25 protein-coding genes are annotated in these 23067 nt (G+C 69.7%); 14 read left to right on the top strand and 11 right to left on the bottom strand.

What is annotated here, in order from left to right; translation table 11 throughout:
• Positions 1-148: 148 nt before the first annotated feature.
• The 4 genes from ACFW9Z_RS04305 (at position 149) to ACFW9Z_RS04320 (ending at position 2915) form a co-directional block, all read left to right on the top strand.
• The gene (locus ACFW9Z_RS04305) at positions 149-316 is read left to right on the top strand and encodes a hypothetical protein (RefSeq protein WP_384634104.1); all 168 of its coding nucleotides are present in this window, start codon (positions 149-151) and stop codon (positions 314-316) included.
• A gap of 161 nt (positions 317-477) precedes the next feature.
• Entirely contained in the window at positions 478-936 is a 459-nt protein-coding gene (locus ACFW9Z_RS04310; RefSeq protein WP_384634107.1) for a hypothetical protein, read from the top strand.
• A gap of 141 nt (positions 937-1077) precedes the next feature.
• Positions 1078-2091, top strand: coding sequence for a YdcF family protein (locus tag ACFW9Z_RS04315; RefSeq protein ID WP_384634109.1), 1014 nt, complete (start codon positions 1078-1080; stop codon positions 2089-2091).
• A gap of 188 nt (positions 2092-2279) precedes the next feature.
• Complete coding sequence (locus ACFW9Z_RS04320) at positions 2280-2915, top strand: GyrI-like domain-containing protein (protein WP_384634112.1); 636 nt, start codon at positions 2280-2282, stop codon at positions 2913-2915.
• 78 nt (positions 2916-2993) lie between these two features.
• Here the strand turns inward: ACFW9Z_RS04320 and ACFW9Z_RS04325 are convergent, their stop codons facing one another.
• Positions 2994-4115 (bottom strand): hypothetical protein, encoded by a 1122-nt coding sequence (locus ACFW9Z_RS04325; protein WP_384634115.1) that lies wholly within the window; start codon positions 4113-4115, stop codon positions 2994-2996.
• A 351-nt stretch (positions 4116-4466) separates the two neighbouring features.
• Here ACFW9Z_RS04325 and ACFW9Z_RS04330 point away from each other — a divergent pair, with 351 nt between their 5' ends.
• Entirely contained in the window at positions 4467-5267 is an 801-nt protein-coding gene (locus ACFW9Z_RS04330; protein WP_384634118.1) for a hypothetical protein, read from the top strand.
• Positions 5268-5292: 25 nt separating this feature from the next.
• Here the strand turns inward: ACFW9Z_RS04330 and ACFW9Z_RS04335 are convergent, their stop codons facing one another.
• The 6 genes from ACFW9Z_RS04335 to ACFW9Z_RS04360 all read right to left on the bottom strand — a co-directional run bounded on the left by ACFW9Z_RS04335 (position 5293) and on the right by ACFW9Z_RS04360 (position 7958).
• Complete coding sequence (locus tag ACFW9Z_RS04335; protein WP_384634120.1) at positions 5293-5610, bottom strand: winged helix-turn-helix domain-containing protein; 318 nt, start codon at positions 5608-5610, stop codon at positions 5293-5295.
• The gene (locus ACFW9Z_RS04340) at positions 5607-6056 is read right to left on the bottom strand and encodes a hypothetical protein (RefSeq protein WP_384634123.1); all 450 of its coding nucleotides are present in this window, start codon (positions 6054-6056) and stop codon (positions 5607-5609) included. Before ACFW9Z_RS04340 ends, ACFW9Z_RS04335 begins: the two co-directional genes overlap by 4 nt.
• A gap of 203 nt (positions 6057-6259) precedes the next feature.
• On the bottom strand, positions 6260-6520 hold the full coding sequence (locus ACFW9Z_RS04345; RefSeq protein ID WP_384634126.1) for a hypothetical protein: 261 nt from the start codon (positions 6518-6520) through the stop codon (positions 6260-6262).
• 169 nt (positions 6521-6689) lie between these two features.
• A complete protein-coding gene (locus ACFW9Z_RS04350; protein ID WP_384634129.1) occupies positions 6690-6911 on the bottom strand; it encodes a DUF397 domain-containing protein in 222 nt (73 codons plus the stop codon).
• Between the two features lie 4 nt (positions 6912-6915).
• A complete protein-coding gene (locus tag ACFW9Z_RS04355; RefSeq protein WP_384634131.1) occupies positions 6916-7122 on the bottom strand; it encodes a DUF397 domain-containing protein in 207 nt (68 codons plus the stop codon).
• Entirely contained in the window at positions 7119-7958 is an 840-nt protein-coding gene (locus ACFW9Z_RS04360) for a helix-turn-helix domain-containing protein (RefSeq protein WP_384634621.1), read from the bottom strand. Before ACFW9Z_RS04360 ends, ACFW9Z_RS04355 begins: the two co-directional genes overlap by 4 nt.
• Positions 7959-8051: 93 nt before the next feature.
• On the opposite strand from ACFW9Z_RS04360, the gene ACFW9Z_RS04365 reads away from it, so the two are divergent.
• From ACFW9Z_RS04365 to ACFW9Z_RS04385, 5 genes are all read left to right on the top strand, one after another.
• The gene (locus ACFW9Z_RS04365; RefSeq protein ID WP_384634134.1) at positions 8052-8321 is read left to right on the top strand and encodes a hypothetical protein; all 270 of its coding nucleotides are present in this window, start codon (positions 8052-8054) and stop codon (positions 8319-8321) included.
• 175 nt (positions 8322-8496) lie between these two features.
• The gene (locus tag ACFW9Z_RS04370; protein ID WP_384634137.1) at positions 8497-8868 is read left to right on the top strand and encodes a hypothetical protein; all 372 of its coding nucleotides are present in this window, start codon (positions 8497-8499) and stop codon (positions 8866-8868) included.
• Positions 8869-9010: 142 nt separating this feature from the next.
• Positions 9011-9493 carry a hypothetical protein gene (locus tag ACFW9Z_RS04375; protein WP_384634140.1) on the top strand — a complete coding sequence of 161 codons (483 nt, stop codon included), beginning with the start codon at positions 9011-9013 and terminating at the stop codon, positions 9491-9493.
• A 30-nt stretch (positions 9494-9523) separates the two neighbouring features.
• Positions 9524-9919, top strand: coding sequence for a hypothetical protein (locus ACFW9Z_RS04380; RefSeq protein WP_384634143.1), 396 nt, complete (start codon positions 9524-9526; stop codon positions 9917-9919).
• A 69-nt stretch (positions 9920-9988) separates the two neighbouring features.
• Positions 9989-10534 carry a putative immunity protein gene (locus ACFW9Z_RS04385; RefSeq protein ID WP_384634145.1) on the top strand — a complete coding sequence of 182 codons (546 nt, stop codon included), beginning with the start codon at positions 9989-9991 and terminating at the stop codon, positions 10532-10534.
• 442 nt (positions 10535-10976) lie between these two features.
• On the opposite strand, the gene ACFW9Z_RS04390 is transcribed toward ACFW9Z_RS04385, so the two are convergent.
• Positions 10977-11978 carry an ArsR/SmtB family transcription factor gene (locus tag ACFW9Z_RS04390; protein WP_384634148.1) on the bottom strand — a complete coding sequence of 334 codons (1002 nt, stop codon included), beginning with the start codon at positions 11976-11978 and terminating at the stop codon, positions 10977-10979.
• A 133-nt stretch (positions 11979-12111) separates the two neighbouring features.
• Between ACFW9Z_RS04390 and ACFW9Z_RS04395 the strand changes: the two genes are divergently transcribed.
• Positions 12112-12561 (top strand): peptidoglycan-binding domain-containing protein, encoded by a 450-nt coding sequence (locus ACFW9Z_RS04395; protein WP_384634150.1) that lies wholly within the window; start codon positions 12112-12114, stop codon positions 12559-12561.
• Positions 12562-12673: 112 nt separating this feature from the next.
• Here ACFW9Z_RS04395 and ACFW9Z_RS04400 read toward each other — a convergent pair whose 3' ends face one another.
• The 3 genes from ACFW9Z_RS04400 to ACFW9Z_RS04410 form a co-directional block, all read right to left on the bottom strand.
• Positions 12674-13849 (bottom strand): serine hydrolase domain-containing protein, encoded by a 1176-nt coding sequence (locus ACFW9Z_RS04400; protein ID WP_384634153.1) that lies wholly within the window; start codon positions 13847-13849, stop codon positions 12674-12676.
• A gap of 207 nt (positions 13850-14056) precedes the next feature.
• Complete coding sequence (locus ACFW9Z_RS04405) at positions 14057-14701, bottom strand: class I SAM-dependent methyltransferase (protein WP_384634155.1); 645 nt, start codon at positions 14699-14701, stop codon at positions 14057-14059.
• 50 nt (positions 14702-14751) lie between these two features.
• Positions 14752-15711: an alpha/beta hydrolase gene (locus ACFW9Z_RS04410; RefSeq protein WP_384634157.1), complete on the bottom strand. Its 960-nt coding sequence runs from the start codon at positions 15709-15711 to the stop codon at positions 14752-14754.
• A 207-nt stretch (positions 15712-15918) separates the two neighbouring features.
• Between ACFW9Z_RS04410 and ACFW9Z_RS04415 the strand changes: the two genes are divergently transcribed.
• From ACFW9Z_RS04415 to ACFW9Z_RS04425, 3 genes are all read left to right on the top strand, one after another.
• Entirely contained in the window at positions 15919-18375 is a 2457-nt protein-coding gene (locus ACFW9Z_RS04415) for an ABC transporter family substrate-binding protein (protein ID WP_384634160.1), read from the top strand.
• Between the two features lie 434 nt (positions 18376-18809).
• Positions 18810-20681 (top strand): translational GTPase TypA, encoded by a 1872-nt coding sequence (gene typA / locus ACFW9Z_RS04420; RefSeq protein WP_384634163.1) that lies wholly within the window; start codon positions 18810-18812, stop codon positions 20679-20681.
• Positions 20682-21273: 592 nt separating this feature from the next.
• A complete protein-coding gene (locus ACFW9Z_RS04425; protein WP_384634166.1) occupies positions 21274-22893 on the top strand; it encodes an ABC transporter substrate-binding protein in 1620 nt (539 codons plus the stop codon).
• The last annotated feature ends 174 nt before the right edge of the window (positions 22894-23067 follow it).

A 23067-nucleotide genomic window follows, 5' to 3' on the forward strand; every position in this document is an offset into this window, starting at 1 on the left:
CCACTACGGGGACGGAGCCGGGTGCGGGTTCTCGACATGGTCGCCGAAACTTTTCGCGGACTCGTCCAGCAGACCAGGAGTGTCGGACAACTCCCATCAACTCAACTCAGCCGCGACTCAGCCGCAACTCAACCGAAGGAGAGACCGCATGCCGGGAAGGCGCTTCTGGCCGCTCATCGTCCTGATCGAGACGCTCGTCTTCTGCACCATCGGCTACCACCTCAATGACGGCAGCCCGAGCATCCCCTGGGCGCTCGCGGGCCTGGCCTCCGGCCTGCTCACGGTCCTCATGATCAGCAGGTTCCAGAAGAGCTAGGGAAGCCACCTCGGGGACGGCCTCGGGGTGTGTGCGACCGGAGAGGTATCCCCGTACGTCCCACAGGATGACGTTTCCTGGTCATACGCGCACGAAAATGGACGGAAGGAACAAGAACTTTCCCGGGTTCCGACATTTCCCGGGCACTGACAGGAGACGACATGCGTGGCGTTCTGGTAGGCGTGGTGGGCACCGTGGTGGTGCTCGGAGTGGCAGGCGCGGTGGCCGTACCGCAGGCGAAGGAGTGGTACGAGGGCCGCCACGAGCAGACCTCCTCGTACGCCACCGGCAAGGCGGCGAAGGCCGAGCGCCAGTCCGTCCCCCGCTGGCTCCCCGACGACGCCGCGTCCGTCGAGTACGCCATGCGCACCACCGGCGGCGAACGCATCCTCAAGGCCACGCTCAGCGCCGACCGCCTCCCCGCCTCCTGTACACCGCTCGAAGCCGACGCCAAGAAGGCCCCGGCCCCCGAGATCAGCGCCTCCTGGTTCCCCTCGGGCGCGGCGAGCGGTGCGCAGGGCCGGTGCGGCTCCTACTACGTTTCGCTGGAGAACCACACGCTGTACGCCTGGCAGACGAACGAGGAGTGGATGGAGGAGAACCGCCGCTCGACGGAGTGACGGTCCCGGTCCGCAGGCCCTCGCCCAGCTCCGCCCCGCCCCCCCACTCCACCGCCCCCCACTCCACCGCACCGCACCCCCACACTCCACCGCACCCCCACTCCCCCCACCGCTTCCCGGCCGAGACATCCGAGGTCACCAGTGATCGCCTTCGTACCGACAGCAGTCTTCTTCCTCTGGTTCTGCTGGGGCGTACGGCAGGACCGCCGTCAGTTCCGCAACGCGGTCCTGCTCGGCCTTACCGTGCTGAGCCTGTCGTTCGCCCTGCTGACCCAGGTGGACCGGCTGCCGGGGGACCTGGCCGTCCTGGTGTACTCGCTGGTCTTCCTCGTTCCCGTACTCGCGATCGTGGTCCTCGGCGGCTTCCTCGTGGGCAACGGCCTGACCATGGTCCGCAAGGAGGGCCGCAGCCCGGCCAACCTTCTGTCAGGCCTGGCGGGCCTGGGCATCTTCGCCGTACTGGCGCTGGTGGTCACCGCGGACTACGTGGGCAGCTCGCCCGCGTACCGGACCTTCATCCTGGCCGTCGTGCTGGTCACCGGTTACGTCTCCTTCCTTTTCCTGTGCTTTCTCGCCTACGCCTTCCTTTACGGTCGCATCCGGGTGCGCGGGGACGTGGACTTCGTGGTGGTGCTGGGCTCGGGTCTCATCGGCGGCGAACGGGTCCCTCCGCTGCTCGCCTCGCGCCTGCGGGCCGGACTCCGCATCCAGCAGAAGCAGGCGGCCCGGGGCGCGACGGCCCCCGTACTGCTGGTCTCCGGCGGCCAGGGCCCGGACGAGAAGCTGCCGGAGGCGGAGGCCATGGGGCGCTGGCTGGTCGCGGAAGGTGCCGACCCGGCGCTCGTACGGGAAGAGTCGCGGTCCCGCACGACCACCGAGAACCTGCGCTTCAGCCGGCGGCTGATGGAGGAGGCCGACGCCCGCTACGTCTGCGTCGTGGTGACCAACAACTTCCACGCCTTCCGCGCGGCGATGACCGCCCGCCGGGAGGGGGTGCGCGGCCAGGTGATCGGTTCCCCGACCGCCGCGTACTTCTGGCCGAGCGCCACCATCCGGGAGTTCGTCGCGGTCTTCTGGGAACACCGGCTCGTCAACGCCACCCTGTGCGTACTGCTCGTGGCACTGTCGGTGGCGGTGGGGATGGGGATGCGCTGACCCCCGGCAGGCGCTCCTGGCAGACTCACCTGCTGGAACCTTCGTATGACGTACGGTTCCTGGCCCGCGAGGCCGGTGCAGAGGGGGCCCCGACGGGTACTTCATCGAAGCGATCGTCGCGGGGACGCCTCCCCCTCCCCAACGGGGGGTGCCACCATGGGCTCACCCTCCAGGAAAGCGGGACGCCCATGAAGCCGTACGACATCAAGCGGGAGTGGAAAGAGTTCTACGCGCCCAAGAACACGGCCTGGGCCGTCGTGGACGTTCCCGAACAGCGGTTCATCGCCATCGACGGTACGGGCAACCCCAACACCGCGCCCGGCTACACCAGCGCGGTCGAGGCCCTCTACGCGGTCGCCTACACCCTCAAGTTCGCCTGCAAGCGCACGGCGGACGGTGACGGCAGCGGTGACTTCGTCGTCGGCCCGCTGGAAGGGCTGTGGTGGGCGGACGAGTTCGAAGCCTTCACGGCCCGGGCCAAGGACTCATGGAAGTGGACGATGCTCATCGCTCTGCCTCCTGCGGTCACCCAGGAGATGGCCGAGGACGCCCAGCGGGCCGCGCTGGCCAAGAAGAAGCTCCCCGCCATCTCCCAGGTCCGCCACTCCACCCTCCACGAAGGCCCCAGTGCCCAGGTGCTGCACATCGGCTCCTACGACGACGAGGCGCCCATCCTCCACGAGCTCCACCACACCTACCTGAAGGCCAACGGCCTGCGGCCGACGGGCATGCATCACGAGATCTACCTCAGCGACCCCCGCAGAACCGCCCCCGAGAAGCTGAAGACCGTCCTGCGCCAGCCGGTCGCATCCCTCGACGGATAGCTACAGGGCCTCACTGCTCCCCGCATGTCGCCCCGCTCGCCCCGCTCGTCCGCCCGCGCGATGGCCTGTCCCGGCCCCTCAAGTGGCCCCACCGCACCGCCAGATGACCGGATACGCGGTCTCGGGCTCCTCCGGGGCGGGGAGGCCCGTGGCGTACCCACCGATGCGGCCGTCGTCGGCGGCGGCATGCGCCTCCGCCGTACCCAGGGGGTGCAGGCGCGGCAGTGTGATCACCGAGCCGCCGATCCCCGTCCACACCAGCGCGGCGCCGCTCTCCTCGCCGGGCTCGGCCCAGCGGTTGGGCGCGTACCCGGCGGTCAGCCGGCCGTTCGGGCTGATCGCGGTGGAGTACCCCTCGGCCCCGAGCTCCGTTGGTACGGCGACATCGGTCGGCGGCTGGGTGTACGGGCGGTCCCAGCGGACCGGGGAGCCCCAGGTGAAGAGCCGGTGGCCCACGACACGGCCCGTACGGGAGATGTCGGCGGCCACGGCGGAGTAGCCCTCACCGGGCGCGGCCTCCGGAAGCAGCGTCCGCGCATGCCCGGGCGGACCGGCCTTCCAGATGAGCCCGACGCCGACCCACTCGCCCCCGATGTAGCGGCTGCCGCCCCCGACGACCGTACCGGCGTTGTTGATGCCCACCGCCGTGAAGGCCGCGCCGTACGCGCCGCCGGAACCGTCCACCGTGAGGTTCCGGTGAACGCGGTTGTTCTTCCACAGCACTCCGGTGTGCCCGGAACCGACCCCGGCGATCACACCGGAGTCGTTCACGTCGTTGGCGGCGATCCCGCCCGGCAGCAGCCGCACCTTCGTGGCCCCGATCCGGAAGCTGAAGGCGGTGGTCGCGTTGGTGCTCGGGTGGCGGAGCGTGCCGACCATCAGCCCGTGCCGGTTGATCGCCGTGACTTCCCCCGCGAGGTTCCCGGGCGGAAGCGGTACGCGGTGGACCTCGGTGCCGGTCCAGTACACCGGCACGCCGCCGCTCGCCCCCGCCGCGATGCCGGGACGGCCCAGCGCCCTGACGACGGCGAAGCTCCCCGGGAGCCGGTCGAGGGCCCGCGGGGCCGGGCTCGCACAACCCACGGCGCGGGCCCGGCCGTCGGACGAAGCAGCGGTCGCGGCGGGCCCCGCCGCGACCGTCAGCCCGGTGGTCAGGAGCCCGGCGACGAGGACGCGCGCTGCCCGCGTACGCCGGAGCACCGGGGAACGGGGTGCGCGTATCGGCGGTACGCCCCCGCTGGGCCTTCCTGGAATCATGAGCTGCACACTCCCGGGTTCAAGACGGTGAACACCCCTGCGGGCCGGGCCTCACGGACCGTATGCGACTGATTGTGGCCATAACTGCCCGTCGCTGTACGGAACTTCCGGATGCACTACGCCGATGTGGCCGCAGCCGCGCTCGGCCGTCGCACGCAGCACGGGTACGCGCCCCGCATGACCCCGCCGTCCAGCGGGCGCCCGAGGGTCCGCCCCCGCCCCCTGCCCGGCCGAGCGCTGAACCGGTCGGCGGAGGCGGCCGGTTGTCAGTGGCCTCTCCTAATATTGGCGCTCATGAAGATCACCAGGGGGACACTCGCCGAGGCCGGAATACGCCAACGCGGCGGCAGCCCCGAGGAGCTGGCCGACGCGCTGGGCCGGATCGATCCGGGGTGGGGCAGACGGTTCCGCAGCGGCGGCCTGGACGATACGGGGACGGCCGAGGCATGCGGGCGCGACCCGCTGGAGAGGTTCGCCTGGATAGCCGATTCCTGGCGCGACCAAACCCCGTACACGACGCTTGCCTTCTACCGTGCGGCACCCGGCCGAACCGTCCACGCCGAGCAGTTGGCCCTCCTGTACGGGGCCGAGCCCGCACAGGTCGCGGCCGGTGCGCGCCTGAAGGACCTGCGGGCGGTGGACAACGGCCGGGCCCACTGGGACCGGCAGTGGGAGAGCTGCTGTTACGGGGAAGCGGGCGGGTGGACGTTCCTCCTGCACCATGACACCCCGCCGGGAGCCTTCGCCGACAAGGAGGCGTACGAGGCACTCGGGATCAAGGAGATCGTCCGCCTGGAGGCCACCTCCGCGAAATCCATCTACACCTTCGACTACGTACGGGACGGCCACCGGGTCGACGACGACCGGGGCATGCTGGAGCTGCTCTGGTACGAGCGTGGCCAGGCCCCCTACCTGCGGGGCGGCGAGCTGGACTTCCTCAACCGGGCCGTGCGCCGAGCCGAGCTGGACCACCCCGAACTGACCAGCTCGTTCGAGCTGTACTTCCACGCCCTGGAGGAATCCCTCGGCCTGCGCCTGCCCCGCCGGGACTTCGAGGAGGGGACGGTACGGGCCGCGTACTGGGCGGAGAAGTAGCGCCGAGCGAGCAGCCGTCCGCTCGTCAGTCCGTGTTCCCTGCCGGTGGAGCACCGGAAGCGATCGCCTGGAGGGCTGCCACATGGCGGGTGAGGGCGGCGCGGCCCTTGGGGGAGAGGGAGAGCCAGGTGCGGGTGCGCTTGCCGACAAAACCCTTGCGGACCTTGACGTATCCGGCCTCTTCCAGAAGGGCGATCTGCTTGGAGAGGGCCGAGTCCGTGATCTCGACGGCGTCGCGCAGGCTCCTGAAGTCCGCTTCGTCGACCGACGCGAGCGCGGCCGCGATGGAGAACCGAACAGGCGCGTGGATCACGCTGTCGAGCGACTTACGGGGATGGCTCACCGCCCGTCCCCCACGGACCGGCCGGCCTTGTGGTCCAGCGCGCCGATGACCAGGAACGGAACTCCGCAGAGGACGGCCCCGGGCAGCCACCAGCCGGGCTCGCCGGAGAACCGGGCGAAGCCGAGGGTGACGGTCAGGCTGAAGAGACCCGCCCCGGCCGCCGTGGTCACCGAGTAGAACGCGCGGTAGTGGCGCGGCACGACGGGTCGGGCCGCCACGTAGATGTTGAGGGCCAGCAGGGGGAGCAGGAGCAGGATGGGGAGGGGGACGGGGAAGGCGTAGGAGAACCTGGGCTGGATGATCAGGCCGTACGTCGCCACCAGGGCCATCATGAGCACCCCCAGGAGCAGGATCAGTGCTGTACGGGGGCGTTGACCGGCCTTCCGTATGCGCGAGGTGGCCACGTCGGCAGCGGCGAGGGCCTCGCGCGCCTGGGCTTGGTTCATCGTGGTGCCTTCCTGCTACGGCTGTGGCCGGGGGAGGCCGCTCTGTCTCTCCGCCCCCGACCCAGCGTGCGCACCACCCACGGTGAACTGCCTTATGCGGCAGGGGATTTCACTGTGGAGCCTGCTTGCCAAGATGGCAAGTGCTTGTTGAGGCGGAATGTGATTGGCTCATTCAGGCCGCCGACTGATTCCGCGTGGTGCTGTTACTGACCGGGCAGCGGTGGCGTGTCGCCGGAGTGGTCGATGACGTTGCCGTTGGAGCAGTTGTTCTTGTGGTCGCCGGTCCAGTCGCTCAGGGCGGGCACCACCGCGAGTTCCTGGATGCACACGTCGGCGGCGGTGAAGTTCCCGTTGTTCGCGGCGTTGACCCCGCTGCCGAAGTTGCTGTCGTTGTCGGCGAAGGCGGGCGGGGCGGCGGAGAGGGCCGCGGCGGCCAGCAGGCCGCACGTGATGATCTTTCGCATGGCTGATGAACGCGCCCCCGCCCCCGCAGGTCACGCGGTCGTCGGCCGAAGGTGAACGGGGCCGGGGCCCGGGGGCGCCCGGCCGACCAGGTGCGCACCGCCCCGGGACAGCAGGACGCCCCACGCTGCTGGGCGGCAGGGTGGGGCGGTGCTGGGGCCGGCGGCCGGTTCAGACGGTGCCGAAGTCTCCGGCCCGGACACCCGCCACGAAGGCGGAGAACGCGTCGGCCCGCATGCTCAGCACCGGGCCGGAGGCGTCCTTCGAGTCGCGTACGGGGACGATGCCCGTGGCGGACGCGGTGCGCGGCGCCCACTCCACGCAGGAACCGCCGTTGCCGCTGTAGGAGGACTTGACCCACTGCTGCCCGGAGGGGGATGCGGTCGTCGTCATACGGCTACAGCTCCCCGGCCTTGACGCCCGTCACGAAGGCGGAGAACGCGGCGGCGGGGATGCTGAGCACCGGGCCGGTCGTGTTCTTCGAGTCGCGTACGGGGACGATGCCGGTGGCGGACGCGGTGCGCGGCGCCCACTCGACGCAGGTGCCGCCGTTGCCGCTGTAGGAGGACTTGACCCACTGCTGGGTCGTGGTTTCGGTCGTCACGGGGTGCCCTTCCGATGCTGGTGGATCGAGTCCACGGAATCTGTCTGCGACAGAGACACGTTCTGCAACTGATGGTAGGCCCTCACCAGCGGGATGACGGAGCCGATTTCGCGGTCCAGGTGCCCCTGCGTCTCGGACTCGACATAGGAGACCACGGACCGGTCCTGGAGGGTCAGCAGGTTCACCGACCGGTTGAAGGGCCGATGCTCGCCGATGCTGTAGGGGGCGATCTGGAGCGTGGTGTGGGGCTGCGCGGCGAAGTCGATCAGATACTGCAACTGCGCCTCCATGACGTCCGGGCCGCCGACCGGCCGACGGATGCAGCTCTCGTCCAGCACGGCGATCAGCACCGGCGGTACGTCCCGCAGCAGCGCGGCCTGACGCTCCATGAGGAACGAGACCCGTTCATCGGCCTGTTCACGGGTGATGACCCCTCGGTCGACCGCTGCGTCATCCAGCGCCTGCGCGTACTCCCGCGTCTGCAACAGACCAGGAATGACGCCCACCTCGAACAGCCTGATCTCCGCCGCCCGGCCCTCCAGCCCCACGTACTCCGGGAAGCCCTGCAACAGCACCCCGTGCTTGATCTTCCGCCACTCGCGCTCGAACGACTCGGCCGATCCCACGAACCCCAGTGCGACGTCAACGGCGATCGAGAACTTGCGAGTTGGGGATTTATGACAAGTTTCCACCCCGGAGACATGACGTCCGGTGTACCCGATCCGCTGAGCGAGGTCGTCCTGCCGCCACCCCCGCTCCTCGCGCGCACTGCGCAGACGTGCGCCGTAGGCCGCTTCCGGGCTCGCGTCCGGGTTCAGATCCTTGAGGTTTACCAACGTTCTCTCCACCCCTGAAACGTTGAAGGAGATTCAACGCTAGGCCACGCTGAGCCATTCCGGTAGTCATTCAGCTACAGAGAGGAACTATCGGTGGATGGCGAGAACGTGCGTCCGAATGCCCAGGGGCCTCCTGACCGCCCCGAACTCCCCGCCCCCGGCACCCTCATGGTCGACACCAGCCGCGCCGACCGCGTGGGCGAGTTCCGAGGGGTCGCCGGCTGCTACTGGTCGCTGCGGCCCGTGGGCGGCGGGCGGGAGTGGGAGGTCGAGCCCCGGTACGTACGTCCCGCGCTCGTCATGGAGCAGCTCCGGGCCCGGACCGCGCGGATGAACGCGCGCAGCCGAGGCGAGGTGCTGTGAGGCCGCCCGAGTCACCGAACCCCTTCGCGCGCCTACGGGTTCGGGTCGTCCTCGCCCTGGGGGCGGGGGAGGTCCGGCTGCGGCTCCGCTTTCCCCGCCTCACGCAGGCGCTCACCCCGCGTCCGGCCGAGCGGTTGCGGCGTGTGGTGTGTCCGGACCGTGGTGGGCGTGGCGTATGAGGGATCTGGATTACGTGGCGGCTGTCACGGTGTGGGCCGGTGGGAGGGCGTTGTGGCTCGGTGGGGTCTCCGTACCGAACCGGCGGCTGGTCCTGCGGTGGCTCCGGCGGCAGGCGTTGCGGCTCGCGGACGGGCATGGGCGGGACCTGCCTGCGTCCTCGCCGTGGCTGCGGGCGCGGGATGTCCGCCCGGTCGCCTTCCACGGCTCCGACGCCCCGGAAGGACTCCGGGCCTGGGCGGGTGACGACGAGCGCCAGGACGACGCGATACGCGCCCTGGAGTGCGGGCTCCCCGCCCTGCTCACCGTGGCCGACCCCGCCACCGGACTGCGCGTCACCCTCGCCGGATGGCCCGTACGGAGGGGATAGAGCCCGCCCCCTTCCGGCAACGCACGCCGAAATCACGAGCCCCACCCCCCTGGTGCTGCCCTAGTACTGCCTGCCCCGAGCCGTGGGCGGGGCTTCGTACTGCCCCGCTCCGGCACCGTACGGAAGAAGAGATCCGACCCCCGTGCTGCAATGCACCGCCGTGACCGACGTCCCCTACTTCGAAGCGCTCCTCGCGCTCGCCACCATGAAAGGCGGCCCCGCCCACCCGCCGGACGTCCTCCACCGGGACGACTTCCTCCTCTGCGAACTGGGCGAGCACGACGAGACGGTGGAGCACGCCGCCCACCTCTGGACCGCCGACACCCGAGACGACCGCGACCTGTGGCTCCTGTGGACCGGCACCGGAACCCACCGCCTCTACCGACTCGACGTCCTCCCCGCCTGCCCCGCCCTCCTCCGCAACTTCCTCACCCAGACCATCACCCCCTGCGCCTACGCCATCCACCACCACGGCCCGCACTCCTTCTCCGTCACCGACCCACTCGGCGAACTCATCACCGAACGCACCCACGGCCAGGCCCGACGGCCCGCATCCGAGGACGACACCACCACCGACACCAGCGATACCGATGCCGACACCGATACCGACACCGACGAGCCGTGAAGGTGACGACGACCGGAGGTCTTGCGACCCATGAACCAGTGCACCACCGTGGCCCTGCTGCCGCCCCCGAAACAGGTGGTCCGGCTGGCCGTTCCCGGAGATCCCCCGGACGCCGGGTACGTGTTCTGCGAGCTCGCCGATGGCCACCATGGGGACCACGCGGCCATGTTGTGGGACGACGACGCGAACAGGGAAGCGGTCTGGGTCCGGTGGAACCGGGGCAGGGCGGTACTGGCGGGCCTGCCCTGGTGCGGTGTGCCGGACGCCCGGGGTGAGGACGCGTGCGGGCTGTTCGCCGGTCATCCCTCCGGGCATGACTGGGAGGTCACGGACCCCACCCTCGAAGCGGTGGAGGTGGTGCTCGCGGGGGAGTACCCGCACCTGTTCCCCGGGCGTACGGAGGAGGGGGGAACGGGCGGCGGCTGAACAGCCTGCTCGCGGCCATGCTCCGGGTGCGGCGGAGGCGCGTTCGGCCGGCATGTGAGAATCGGCTTCGTGGCACAGGTGAGCGGTGATTTCGAACTGACCATGGACGAACTGAGAGCCGTGGCACGCTACGTTGCCGAGTCGGCGCAGGAAGTCCTCCCGGCGTACGAGGGCGCCAACCCCGGTGATCTCCGGCCCCGTTCGGCCATCGAGGCGGCATGGGAGTTCATCAACGGTGGCCGCCGGACCAGACTTCAGCGCGTCACGTCGATGGAAGCGCACCGAGCGGCGAAGGAGGCCGCCACCGAAGCCGCGCGTCTCGCCGCCCAGGCCGCGGGCGACGCCGCATCCGCCGCCTATCTGCACCCGATCTCGAAGGCCCACCAGGTGGGCCACATCCTGCGTGCCGCCGCGAACGCGGCACGCATCGCCGAAATCGAGGCGGGCGAAGACCCTGGGGCCGGTGACAGGGCGATCGAGGAGGCCCGCGAACGAGCCACTCCGGTCCTGACCGACGTTCTCCGGCGGTACCCCCTCGCGCCGAGCGGCAAGAGCCGTGCCGCGCAGCTGATGACCACTCTGGACGCTTCCCTCCGCAGCCCCCGCACGGGCTGACCCGGCGGCATCGGGAGACTGAGGCTGAGGCCGAGGCCGAGGCCGACCGGGCCTACGTCGCGCCCAAGTCGGCACATGGGCGGCGGAGTTGAAATGGCGGACCGGAGGTTGACTGTCGGCCTGGGGATATTCCTGGAACGCGGAATCCGGTCGGCGGAGCCGGTGTGACGGAGCCTGTATGGCAGGGCGAGGTTTGAGTGTTGCCCGCTGGCTGCCAGTGTCCTGATAGCCGCCCTGCTCTACACGGCATTGATCCTGGTGCGGGTGGTCCTCTCCGTTCCCCTTTTCCAGGGAATGGACTTCTTCTTCATCCCGGCGGTCTTCGCACTGGCGCTCGCGGCCCGTGTGATCACCGCACAGCGCAGGCAGAAGACCTCCTGACTCAGGGGCGGCCTCCTCGGTCGGCAGGGCGAAGCGGTCGTTGCCTTTGTGGAGGGGGCGGTCAGGTCGATGGGGGGTGGTGTCCGCCGGCGTGGAGCAAGGCGGTGCCTGTGGGGGTGAGGGTGTGCAGGACCACCGGGCCGTGGCGTTTGCTGACGAGCAGGCCGCTGTTGCGCAGGACCGTGGTGTGGCGGGTGGCGGAGGCCGCGGATACGCCGGCGGCTCGGGCGAGCTCGCCGGTGGTCGCGCCGGTCGTGGTGGCCCGGAGCATGGCGGCGCGGGTCGCTCCGATGAGCGCGGAGAGCGGGGCTGGTCGGGAGGGAGTTGCGGAGCGGCCGTCATCCGGGGCCGGACGGTGAACGGGATACGTGAGAACGGGCGGGAGATCGGGGTCGGCCAGTGCTACGGGGGCGCCCCGGCAGAAGTACGAGGGGAGGAGGGTGATGCCACGGCTGCGCAGATGCAGGTCCCGGTCGATGGGGTAGTCGACCTCCAGGACCGGGCGGCGCCACCGGACGTGCGGGCCCAGTCCTGTGAGCAGCCCGTCGATGCCGTTGTCCAGCAGGGTCCGGGCGCGGAGCGAGCGGTCGGCGTCATGGTGTGCCTGCATGACATCGCTGTGGGGACGAAGGGCGACACCGTAATAGGTGCGGACCTTCTCGACGAACACTCTGCGGTTCTGCGGATCGGCCAATCGCCGGGTCCAGGAAGGAACGCTGCTCACTCCTCCCAGGATTCCGACCTCGCGTTGTACGAGGCCACGGGGAGCGGCGAGGATCGCGTCCAGTCCTGCGTCGAGGCCTTCGACTGCCGCGCCGGGGGTGAGGAAGTCCGGGATATAGCTGCCTCGCGGATAGAGCGGCAGCAGCACCTCACGGACGGTCGAGGCCAGCCCTTTTTCGGTCAGATCTTTCCGCGTGGTCCGGTGCCATGCCTCGTACGGCCCCAGGCTCCGGCGGCTCTGGAGCCGATGGAGGCTGAAGTAGATCTCCCAGAGTGGATCAGGTCTGGGCGCGAGCTGAACCTGTGCTAAATCGGCATCCGTGAAATGGATGCGGAGCATCGGATTCCCCCTCCTGGACCTCGTCTTTTACGCCAGCACGTAAAAGTATGTGAACGATCGGACCGGGTTGACAAGATGGTCTCGAACCCCGGTGCAGCACTGGGGCGGTCTACGAGACGGAGAGGTTTTCCGGATGCGATCGAAGATCATGAGGCGGGCGTGTGTCACCGCCGTGACCGTTGCCGCGCTCACGGCCGGTGGCCTGGCGGGCACCAGTGTCGCGGCGCCCGCACAGTCCTCGGCGCCGACGGTGACGGCGGAGTCCGTTGCCCCGCTCGCTGTGGTCAACCTGGGGCTGAGCACCGCCCATGCGAAGAGCTGGCAGTGCCTGCTCCGCTCCAGGGGCTACTCCCCGGGCGCCATCGACGGGCAGCTGGGCACGAACAGCTGGAAGGCGGCGCAGAGGTTCTGGACCTCTCTGGGCTACTACAACTCCTCCATCGACGGGATCGTCGGCCCCAACACGGTCAAGGCACTCCAGAGGTATCTGAACCTCCACGGCGCCTCGCTCGCTGTCGACGGGGACGCGGGGCCGGCGACCAGGTCCGCGTTCCGGTCCTTCGCAGGTACCCACCGCTGCTGATTCCTCCGCCGACCCGCACACACGGCCCGCTGCTCGTACTCCCCCTCGGGAGGGGAGCGCGGGCCGTGTTCCGTCGGTCGGAGTCCACGTTCAGGTGGTCCGGCGCCCACGTTCAGGTGGTCCGGCACAGGGCGTGGTCGATGAGGCCGCGCAGTGCGTCCTCCTGGCGGGCCGCGGTCTGCGGGTCCCCGGGGCGGCTGTGTCCGGAGACGGTGACGGTGCGTCGGCCGTCCAAGGTTGTCGCTGCCCGGATGACGTATCCGAAGCCGCTTCCGCCATGCCCGAGGTAACCGCCGCCGCAGGACAGGGGTGTGAAGAACAGTCCCAGGCCGCCCCGGGTGCCTTCCGGGTGACCGCTGTCCTGCGGCACCGGCACCATGTTCCGCATGGCGGCGAGCTGGGCGGGCTTCAGCAACTGCCCGCCTATCAGCGCGGCGACGAAGCGGTTGAGGTCGCGGGCCGTGCCGGTCATCGAGCCGTCGGCCCCGGTGTCGAAGGGGCGGTAGGGGATGGTGGTGTCGACCATCGGGCCGTCCACGGTGAATTGCTGGTGGTTGGCCGTGTGCGGATGGGGGAGGAAAGGCCAGGTGCCGGGGGTGTCGGTGTGCCGCAGACCGAGCGGGCGCAGGATGCGGGCGTCGACCTGCTGCTCCCAGCTGCGGCCCGTGATCTTCTGAATGATCATTCCGGCCAGCACGTAGTTCGTGTTGGAGTACGCCCAGCGGGTGCCCGCCGGGAATGCAGGTTCATGGCGTATGGCCAGGGCCACCAGCTCTCCGGGCTCGTAGGTGCGCCACCGGTTGGCGAAGTAGGTGTGGGCACTGGGGTCGGGGAAGACGTCGTAGATGTAGTCGGACAGACCGCTGGTGTGCTGGAGCAGGTCGCGGACGGTGATGGTCCGGCCGTCGTTTCCAGCGCCCGACACGACCCCGGGCAGCAGCTCCTCGACCGTCTGGTCGAGGGAGACCCGTTTCTCGCCCACCAGTTGCAGCATGACGGTGGCGACGAACGACTTGGTGACACTGCCCAGACGCAGATAGCCGTCCTTCGGAACCGGGCGGCGCGTGACCAGATCCCCCACCCCGGAGCGGGCCGTGACCGTCCCGCGCGGAGTTTCCAGACGGACCGCCACCCCGGTGACCCCGGTATCCCGCAGCGCGTCGGCATCGCGCTGCACGGACCAAGCCGTGCCGGAGGAACGTGGCGCGGCCGAAGCCGCAGCGGACGGCAGGGATGACGCGGCCAGTGCCAGCACCACGGCGGATAACCACAGACGACGAAAGTTCATACCCCGAGGCTAGGAACAGCAGGGGCCACCAGCCATCCGGCATACGCCCCACCTCGAACGGGTGCCAGCCGGATGGACAGCACACCAGGGCCAGTCGCCCGGCATCCGCCGAAGTCGCCGAGGCGGTGCGTCAGCCCCGGCGGGCGGAGCTGTCGCGGATCCGTGCCTCCGTGGCGGGGGCCGTCCGTTCCTGCCGGGTGGGGGCGGTCATGCGGTCTCCTCCGGCGGCGGGGCCGTACGGGTGTGGACGCTCACCGCGTAGCCGCCGCCCGGGTGGTAGGTGTCGCCGCTCCATGTGGCGTACCGCTGGAGCAGGGTCAGCCCGGACCGGGTGCACCAGTCGTCGAACTCCGGCAGGGTGACCGTCGGTTCCGGCAGGGGCAGGTGGGCCGCGTCCAGGCCTATGCCGGTGACCAGCAGTCCGCCGGGGCGCAGGGTGGCGGCCAGTTGCCGGACGACGGCCGGTTCGGTGCCGGGGGCCAGGAGCGGGATGACGTTTCCGGCGGCCAGGACCAGGTCGAAGCCCGGCTCCAGGGCGAGGGTGTCCAGGCGGGCCAGGTCGCCCAGGAGCCATTCCTGGGCGGGCGCCTGGCGGCGGGCGACCGCGAGCATCGAGGCGTCGAGGTCCACGCCCGTGCAGCGGTGGCCCAGCTCGGTGAGCCGGATCGCGATCCGGCCGGTCCCGCAGCCCGCGTCGAGAATCCGTGACGCGGGCCGCAGCAGGGCCTCGCAGAAGGTGGCCTCGCCGTGGACGTCGTGGCCCGACGCGGCGAGTCGCGCGAAACGCCGGGCGTACTCCTCGCCCGTGCGCCCGCCGGTCAGTTCCGCCCAGCGATCGGGTTGCCCAGTCATGTGCTGTGTGCCTTCCGGTCGGCCGTCCTGGAAGGCACGAGCGTTCCGTCTCAGCGTCCCCGTGTCCAGCGGAACTCGATCTCGGGGTGGCGGGGCGTGGGCGCGTCCAGGAGCGGGCGGTGGTGGCCGAGGAGGAAACGGTCGAAGAACGCGGTCGTGCAGGCCCGGGTGACCGTTGCGGCCCGTGCCGGTGCGATGGTGCCGAGGAACTCGGCGTACAGCGGGTCGGGCCACCGCTCCCGGAGACCTGCCGCGTGCGCGAAGGCCGGTACGTCGGTGGCCGTGAGGTGGCCGCCGCCTCTCAGGTGCAGGTGGCGTCCCCAGTGCCGGTGGTGCGAGCGCCACCGCGCCCAGGTCTCGTGGTCCGGTGAGGAGGTGAGGAGGAGGAACGGGCGGTCGAGTCCGGTCTCCGGGACCGTGGTGCCGAACAGGCCGCCGTCCAGGTCGAGTCCGGCGGCGAAGCGCCGGTCCAGCCGCATGGCCTCGGCCGCCGCCGCCCCGCCCAGGGAGTGGCCGAGCAGCCCGACGCGCCGGACGGCGACCCCGGCGAGCGGGCGGCCGCGACGGCACAGCGCGTCGGCGACACAGCGCAGGTCGGCGGCGCGCACGGCGACCTCCAGCCGGTCCTGGGCGTCCCAGTCGTCCGGTTCGGCGGGCAGCGCGCCGGGCAGCAGACGGCCGTCGGGGAACCGGACGGCGGCGGCGTCGTAGGTGTGGTCGACGGCGGCGACGAGGTGACCGTGCGAGGCGAGTTCCTCGGCCAGACCGCTGGTGAGGACGCGCGAGGCGCCGCGTCCATGGCTCAGGACGACGGCCGTACGGGTGCCGGGGGCGGGGCGGCCTCCCGTACGGGCATGGGTGGTGACGGCCTTCAGCACCCCGGGCCGCATACCCCAGGCCACCTCCAGCGCGGCGGCGGTGCCGGGGTCGGTGTAGGGGGCGGTGGGCTGCGGGCGGTGGCGGTGCGGTGAGGCGGTGGTGGCGGTCGTCGGGTACCAGAGCTGGACCATCAGCTCGCGAGGGCCGGGGGAGGCGAATCGTTCCTCCGGGCGGGTGAGCTTGGCGGCCCCGTCCGCCGTGTCGGCGGCACCTCCCGCGCGGAGGCGTTTTCAGTAGGCGGAAGGAATCAGTGTGATCAACTGCAAATGCCACCACATACGCACTATCCGGTCCATTCCGGTACGGGGTGGTCCGGTCCGGCCCCGGAGGTATCAGCCATGTCCCACGTCGGCGTCCCGCGCGGGACGGTACGAAAGCGCCGCTCGCTCGCGCTCCTCACGACGGGGGTGCTCACGATCCCCGTCCTGGCGGGGTGCAGCTCCGGCACCGAGGAGACCTCCCGGGGGGTCCCGCAGGACATCGCCCCCGCCGCCCGCGACCGGGTCGCCGACGGGTCCACGGTCAACTGGGCGGTCGACGCGATGCCCACCACCTTCAACGCCTTCCAGGCCGACGCCGACAGCGCCACCACCAAGATCACCGGGGCCCTGCTGCCCACGCTCTTCCCGATGGACGCCACCGGGCAGCCGAAGCTCAACCCGGACTACCTGGAGTCCGCGAAGATCATCGAGCGCGAGCCGAAGCAGGTCGTGCTCTACAAGCTCAACCAGCAGGCGGTCTGGAGCGACGGCCGCGAGATCGGTGCCCCCGACTTCGTCGCCCAGTGGCGGGCGCTCAGCGGCAAGGACTCCGCCTTCTGGACCGCCCGCAACGCCGGGTACGAGCGGATCGAGAAGATCGAGCGCGGCTCCGACGACCTCCAGGTGCGGGTCACCTTCGCCAAGCCGTACGCGGACTGGCGCTCCCTCTTCTCGCCGCTCTACCCGAAGCAGATCACCGGGTCGCCGGACACCTTCAACGACGGTGCGCGTACGGCCCTGAAGATCACCGCGGGCCCCTTCCAGCTGAAGGGCGTGAGCAAGGCCAAGGAGACCGTCACCCTCGTCCGCAACCCCCGCTGGTGGGGCGACAAGGCCAAGCTGGACAGCATCGTCTTCCGGGCGGTCGACCCCAAGGACCGGGCCAAGGCGCTGGCCGACGGCACGGTGCACGTCACGGACATCGACGGGGCCACCGCGAACCGCATCGCGCTCGCCCTCCGCGACGCGGGCAACAACGGCCAGCCGCTCACCCACGGCCCCGGCGCCGACCGCACCGCCGCCGACGCCATGCGCTCCTGGGCCCTGGCACACGGCTCCGACGAGGAGCAGGCGGAGATCGCGCAGGCGGCCCGGGAGAAGAACCGCAAGGCCGTCGCCGCGTACGGGGCGGAACAGAAGGCGCTGCGCAGTTACGTCGTACGCAAGTCCCTGGAGCCCGCCTACACCCAGCTCGCCCTCAACGGCGAGTCCGGGCCGCTCGCGGACGACCGGGTGCGCCGGGCGGTGGCCCGCGCCCTGAACCGGCAGGAGATCGCCGACACCGTACTGAAGCCGCTCGGGCTCCCGGCGAAGCCGCTCGGCAGCCACCTGGCCCTCGCCGGACAGCCCGGCTACAAGGACGGCAGCGGGGCGCTCGGCGACCAGAACACCAAGGAGGCCCAGGCCCTGCTGGCCGACGCGGGCTGGACCCAGGGCGGCGCGGCCCAGAAGCCGAAGGACACCAAGGCGGGCAGCGAGGCGGAGAAGGAAGAAAAGAAGGACGCGACCGACAAGGACGAGGAGGACAAGGACGCGACCGGCACGGCCGGGGAGAAGGCCGAGGAGAAGGCGGAGAAGAAGTCCGAGAAGGGCGACGCCGAGGCAGAAGAGAAGGCAGAGGAGAAGGCAGAAGAGAAGCAGGACGGCACGAAGGCCGACAAGGCGGCCTCCGGCTCCGCCGACAGCACCGCCTCCCGCGCCGAGGGCCTCTACATCGTCGGCCAGGACGACAAGCCGGGCGCCGGACCCGTGGAGGGCCCCTACGCCTCCCACGTCCTCGCCCCCTCCCAGGCCGCCGCCGTACACAGCCTCGCCCTCCTCCGCCAGGCCCAGGCCATCGGCGGGGACAGCGCCGCCGCCGACACGGCCGCCAAGCTCACCGCCCAGGACAAGCAGCCCGGCGGAGCCGCCGGCGCGTACGCCCCCGTCGGTACGGCCGCACCCGCACCCGCCTCCGTCAACGGACCGCTCGGCAAGGACGGCAAGACGCTGACCCTGCGCTTCGTGCTCCCCTCCGGGCCCGGCTCGCAGTCGCTGCGCGGCGTCGGCGAGCGGATCGCGGCGATGCTGGAGAAGATCGGGATCGGTACGGAGATCACCAAGGTGCCCGACGAGAGCTACTTCAAGGACCACATCGCCTCCGGCGACTACGACCTGGCCCTCTACTCCTGGCCCGCCACCGCCTACCCGGCCACCGACGGACGCCCCATCTACGCCAAGCCGGAGCCGGCCACCGACGGCTCCCTCCTCGTCGAGCAGAACTACACCCGGGTCGGCACCGACCACATCGACCAGCTCTTCGACCAGGCGGTCGCCGAGCTCGACGAGAAGGCCGCACGGGAGCTGATGAAGCAGGCGGACGCCCGGATCTGGGCCGCCGCAGGATCGATTCCGCTCTTTCAGCGCCCGCAGCTGGTCGCGGTGGACAAGAAGCTCGCGAATGTCGGCGCCTTCGGCTTCGCGGCTCCCCGCTACGAGGACATCGGGTTCACGGACCGGCAGGCGGCGGGTCCCCCCGCCGACCCGAAGAAGTAGCGGGTCGCGGTAGGAAGCAGCAGGTCAGCGCAGGAATACGCAAGAAGGCAACCGAAGAAACAGCAGGTCAACGCTGTTGCGCAAGCTCAGTTCCTGCTCAAAACCCTTGCCCGCCGTCACCACGGCGGGCAAGGTGGTATCCGCCCTGACCCGGGCTGTTCGACCCTCCTCACACCCTCCCCCCATGCGATCCCCACGCGATTCCCACGCGATCCCCGTGCGGCCTCCCACCCGCCGCCCGCGCTCCTTGACACCGGCTGAATATCGGCTGAATCACACCGGAAGACCGCGTGAGCGGTTCGGCCCGGGAAGCCCCGCACGCGCAGGGCCCGTACCATGGGACGAGCCGTGGCGTGCCGCCCGGCGGGCGTACGAGGACTCGAAGACCGACTGAGACGCCTGATCCCACGATCCGAGAGAAGCGCAAGCCACCCATGCCCACGCGCCACGACATCCGTAACGTAGCCATCGTCGCCCACGTCGACCACGGCAAGACCACGCTGGTCGACGCCATGCTCAAGCAGGCCGGCTCCTTCGCCGCGCACGCTGCCGAGTCGCTCGACGACCGCATGATGGACTCGAACGACCTGGAGCGTGAGAAGGGCATCACGATCCTCGCCAAGAACACGGCGGTGAAGTACCACCCCAAGGACGGCGGGGACCCGATCACGATCAACATCATCGACACCCCCGGCCACGCCGACTTCGGTGGCGAGGTCGAGCGCGGTCTGTCGATGGTGGACGCGGTCGTGCTGCTCGTCGACGCCTCCGAGGGTCCGCTGCCCCAGACCCGCTTCGTGCTGCGCAAGGCGCTGGCCGCGAAGATGCCGGTCATCCTCTGCATCAACAAGACGGACCGGCCCGACTCCCGGATCGCCGAGGTCGTCGACGAGACGTACGACCTGTTCCTGGACCTGGACGCCGACGAGGACCAGATCGAGTTCCCGATCGTCTACGCCTGCGCCCGTGACGGCGTCGCCTCGCTGACCAAGCCCGAGGACGGCACCGTCCCGCAGGACAGCGAGAACCTGGAGCCGTTCTTCTCCACGATCCTCTCCCACGTCCCGGCCCCCGAGTTCGACGAGGACGCGCCGCTCCAGGCCCACGTCACCAACCTGGACGCCGACAACTTCCTCGGCCGTATCGCGCTCTGCCGCGTCGAGCAGGGTGAGCTCCGCAAGGGCCAGACCGTCACCTGGATCAAGCGCGACGGCACCATGTCCAACGTCCGCATCACCGAGCTGATGATGACCGAGGCGCTCACCCGCAAGCCGGCCGAGGTGGCGGGCCCGGGTGACATCTGTGCCATCGCCGGTATCCCGGACATCATGATCGGCGAGACCCTGGCCGACCCCGAGAACCCGATCGCGCTGCCGCTGATCACGGTCGACGAGCCGGCCATCTCGATGACCATCGGCACCAACACCTCGCCGCTCGTCGGCAAGGGCGGCAAGGGCCACAAGGTCACCGCCCGCCAGGTGAAGGACCGTCTGGACCGCGAGCTGATCGGTAACGTCTCGCTCCGCGTCCTGGACACCGAGCGCCCCGACGCCTGGGAGGTCCAGGGCCGCGGTGAGCTCGCGCTCGCCATCCTGGTCGAGCAGATGCGCCGCGAGGGCTTCGAGCTGACCGTCGGCAAGCCCGAGGTCGTCACCAAGCAGATCGACGGCAAGACGCACGAGCCGATCGAGCGCATGACGATCGACTCCCCCGAGGAGCACCTCGGCGCCATCACGCAGCTCATGGCGACCCGCAAGGGCCGTATGGAGACCATGACGAACCACGGCTCCGGCTGGGTCCGCATGGAGTGGATCGTTCCTTCGCGCGGCCTCATCGGCTTCCGTACGGAGTTCCTGACGCAGACCCGCGGTACGGGCATCGCGCACTCCATCTTCGAGGGCCACGAGCCGTGGTTCGGCGAGCTGCGCACCCGTCACAACGGCTCGCTGGTGGCGGACCGTTCGGGTTCGGTCACGCCGTTCGCGATGGTCAACCTCCAGGAGCGCGGTGTCATCTTCACCGAGGCCGGCACCGAGGTGTACGAGGGCATGATCATCGGCGAGAACTCGCGCGCCGACGACATGGACGTGAACATCACCAAGGAGAAGAAGCTCACCAACATGCGTGCGGCCTCCGCGGACACCACGGAGAACGTGGTCCCGGCCCGCAAGCTCTCCCTGGAGCAGTCCCTGGAGTTCTGCCGCGAGGACGAGTGCATCGAGGTGACCCCGGAGACCGTGCGTATCCGCAAGGTCGTCCTGGACGCGAAGGAGCGCGGCCGCACCGCCTCCCGCGCCAAGCGCTGACGTAGGCACGTACGTCCGCGCCAAGCGCTGACGTAGACGCCCCACCCGCTGCCCACGTGGGCCACGTACGCCCTCACCGGGTCCTGAGGCACTCTCTCGGGGCCCGGTGAGGCGGTCCCAGGCCCCCGGAGCCGTACGCTCCGTATTCACCGGGCCCGGCGGCCCGTGCGGTCCCGTTCGGACGGGCCGTCAGCAGAGGCATTGACAGGAGGCCCGGCCCACCCAGGAAACTGTGGTGGGACCGGGCCTTCGTCAATCGTTTTTCCTGGCCGAGCTGTCCGGATATCGGAGGTAGCTCTCCGGAACATGTGTTAACAGTCCGTTTCGGGCGTGTCTGTCTGGGATCGCTTTGTCCGGATTTCGGGCACACAGGGTGGACTGATGTTGTCAAACCGAGACCCTTTAAGTGTGGTTTACAGCCCGGCCGTACTCAATAGTTGGCTCCATTGAGCTCGGGTCAATGGGTCACGCACTGTGGGGAGTGCCGACTCACGAGCACACTCGGGGCACTGAACGATCACCGTCAGGGGTGTCGGTGAATCTCTCCAGTGCCCTTCTTGTAGTCAAAAGTGGACTCATGAGGAGGAAACCCATGCGCGGTGCCAAGAGCGCCAAGTGGGTCGCGGGAGCGGCCGTCATCGCCCTGGCCGCGACGGCCTGTGGCGGCAGCGACAACGGTGACGGAGGCAAGAAGAACACCTCCGGCCAGCCCGCCGGTTACGTCTCGATCGACGTCGGTGAGCCGCAGAAGCCCCTGCTGCCGGCCGACACCAACGAGAGCAACGGCTCCTACGTCATCCAGTCGCTGTTCACCCAGCTCCTGGACTTCGACGCCAAGGGCGAGATCGTTCTCACGAACGCCGAGTCCGTCGAGACCGAGGACTCCAAGACGTGGACCGTCAAGCTCAAGAAGGGCTGGAAGTTCCACAACGGTGAGGACGTCACCGCGCAGTCGTACATCGACGCGTGGAACTGGTACGCCAACGTCAAGAACAAGCAGCAGAACGCCTTCTGGTTCTCCGACATCAAGGGCTACGACGACGTCCACCCCGAGAAGGGTGAGCCCAAGGGCGACAAGATGTCCGGCCTGACGGCCGTGGACGACACCACGTTCACGATCGAGCTGTCGGAGAAGGTCCCGTACTTCAACTACAAGCTCGGTTACGCGACGTTCGCGCCGCTGCCCAAGGCCTTCTACGACGACCCGAAGGCGTTCGGCAAGAAGCCGATCGGCAACGGCCCGTACACGTTCGAGAAGTGGACCCACAAGAAGCTCATCCAGGTCAAGGCCTGGGACGAGTACCAGGGCCCGAACAAGGCTGCCAACAAGGGCATCCAGTTCAAGAACTACTCGACCGTCGAGGCCGCGTACTCGGACGTCATCTCCGGCAACCTGGACATGGTGCGCCAGGTCGGCCCGCGTGACCTGCCGAAGTACAAGGCGGACCTCGGTGACGGCGCCATCGCGCAGCCGTACGCCGCGATCCAGACGCTGGTCCCGGCCTTCTACACCAAGACGTTCAAGGACATCGACCCCCGCGTCCTCCAGGGTCTGTCCAAGGCGATCGACCGTGACACCATCACGAAGACCGTCCTGAACAGCACCCGTACCCCCGCGACGAGCTTCACGCCCCCGCAGGTCAAGGGCAACCAGACGCTCGAGTCGGACTTCCTGAAGTACGACCCGGCCAAGGCCAAGGAGCTCATCAAGGCCGGCGGCGGCGTCCCGGGCAACAAGTTCTCCATCCAGTACAACTCCGACGGTGGGCACAAGGAGTGGGTGACCGCTGTCTGCGAGTCCATCCGCAACGCCACCGGGGTCGACTGCGTGGGCGACGCCAAGCCGGACTTCCCGACCGACCTTGAGGCTCGCGACAACAACCAGGTCAAGGGCATGTACCGCGGTGGCTGGGTCGCCGACTACCCGGTCAACGTGAACTTCCTCAAGGAGCTGTACCACTCCAAGGCGGAGTCGAACAACGGCCGCTTCGCCGACAAGGAGATCGACGCCCTGATGGCGAAGGGGGACAAGGCCGACTCGCTCGAGGAGTCGGTCGCCGCCTACCAGGAGGTCGAGAAGGCGCTGGTCGACAAGATGCCGTCGATCCCGCTCTGGTACTACGCGATCAACGGCGGCCACGGCAAGAACGTCAGCAACGTCAAGGTGGACTTCCACGGCGACTACGAGCTGACCGAAGTCACCGTCAAGTAACACGCCCTGCGGGTCATTTCCCCACTTGGCCGTCATCCGGCCGTGCTGCTCCTCAGCGCGGCCGGAGGCGCGGGGGTCGTCTCTGCGAAGAGACGGCCCCCCCGCCGCAGTTTTCACCCCACGGGAGCCCCCCATGGGGGCGATTTCTCCAGACGACTGGGCAAAATTTTCCCC

It is taken from the genome of Streptomyces sp. NPDC059452 (assembly GCF_042750035.1).
GTDB lineage: Bacteria > Actinomycetota > Actinomycetes > Streptomycetales > Streptomycetaceae > Streptomyces.

Bases quoted from the DNA above. Each gene is read 5' to 3' on its own strand.
- ACFW9Z_RS04415 (WP_384634160.1), top strand. From the start codon at position 15,919: ATGTCCCACGTCGGCGTCCCGCGCGGGACGGTACGAAAGCGCCGCTCG.
- ACFW9Z_RS04345 (WP_384634126.1), bottom strand. From the start codon at position 6,520: ATGCGAAAGATCATCACGTGCGGCCTGCTGGCCGCCGCGGCCCTCTCC.
- ACFW9Z_RS04320 (WP_384634112.1), top strand. From the start codon at position 2,280: ATGAAGCCGTACGACATCAAGCGGGAGTGGAAAGAGTTCTACGCGCCC.
- ACFW9Z_RS04425 (WP_384634166.1), top strand. From the start codon at position 21,274: ATGCGCGGTGCCAAGAGCGCCAAGTGGGTCGCGGGAGCGGCCGTCATC.
- ACFW9Z_RS04310 (WP_384634107.1), top strand. From the start codon at position 478: ATGCGTGGCGTTCTGGTAGGCGTGGTGGGCACCGTGGTGGTGCTCGGA.
- ACFW9Z_RS04395 (WP_384634150.1), top strand. From the start codon at position 12,112: ATGCGATCGAAGATCATGAGGCGGGCGTGTGTCACCGCCGTGACCGTT.
- ACFW9Z_RS04380 (WP_384634143.1), top strand. From the start codon at position 9,524: ATGAACCAGTGCACCACCGTGGCCCTGCTGCCGCCCCCGAAACAGGTG.
- ACFW9Z_RS04305 (WP_384634104.1), top strand. From the start codon at position 149: ATGCCGGGAAGGCGCTTCTGGCCGCTCATCGTCCTGATCGAGACGCTC.
- ACFW9Z_RS04330 (WP_384634118.1), top strand. From the start codon at position 4,467: ATGAAGATCACCAGGGGGACACTCGCCGAGGCCGGAATACGCCAACGC.
- ACFW9Z_RS04400 (WP_384634153.1), bottom strand. From the start codon at position 13,849: ATGAACTTTCGTCGTCTGTGGTTATCCGCCGTGGTGCTGGCACTGGCC.
- ACFW9Z_RS04405 (WP_384634155.1), bottom strand. From the start codon at position 14,701: ATGACTGGGCAACCCGATCGCTGGGCGGAACTGACCGGCGGGCGCACG.
- ACFW9Z_RS04370 (WP_384634137.1), top strand. From the start codon at position 8,497: ATGAGGGATCTGGATTACGTGGCGGCTGTCACGGTGTGGGCCGGTGGG.
- ACFW9Z_RS04410 (WP_384634157.1), bottom strand. From the start codon at position 15,711: ATGGTCCAGCTCTGGTACCCGACGACCGCCACCACCGCCTCACCGCAC.
- typA (WP_384634163.1), top strand. From the start codon at position 18,810: ATGCCCACGCGCCACGACATCCGTAACGTAGCCATCGTCGCCCACGTC.
- ACFW9Z_RS04340 (WP_384634123.1), bottom strand. From the start codon at position 6,056: ATGAACCAAGCCCAGGCGCGCGAGGCCCTCGCCGCTGCCGACGTGGCC.
- ACFW9Z_RS04350 (WP_384634129.1), bottom strand. From the start codon at position 6,911: ATGACGACGACCGCATCCCCCTCCGGGCAGCAGTGGGTCAAGTCCTCC.
- ACFW9Z_RS04390 (WP_384634148.1), bottom strand. From the start codon at position 11,978: ATGCTCCGCATCCATTTCACGGATGCCGATTTAGCACAGGTTCAGCTC.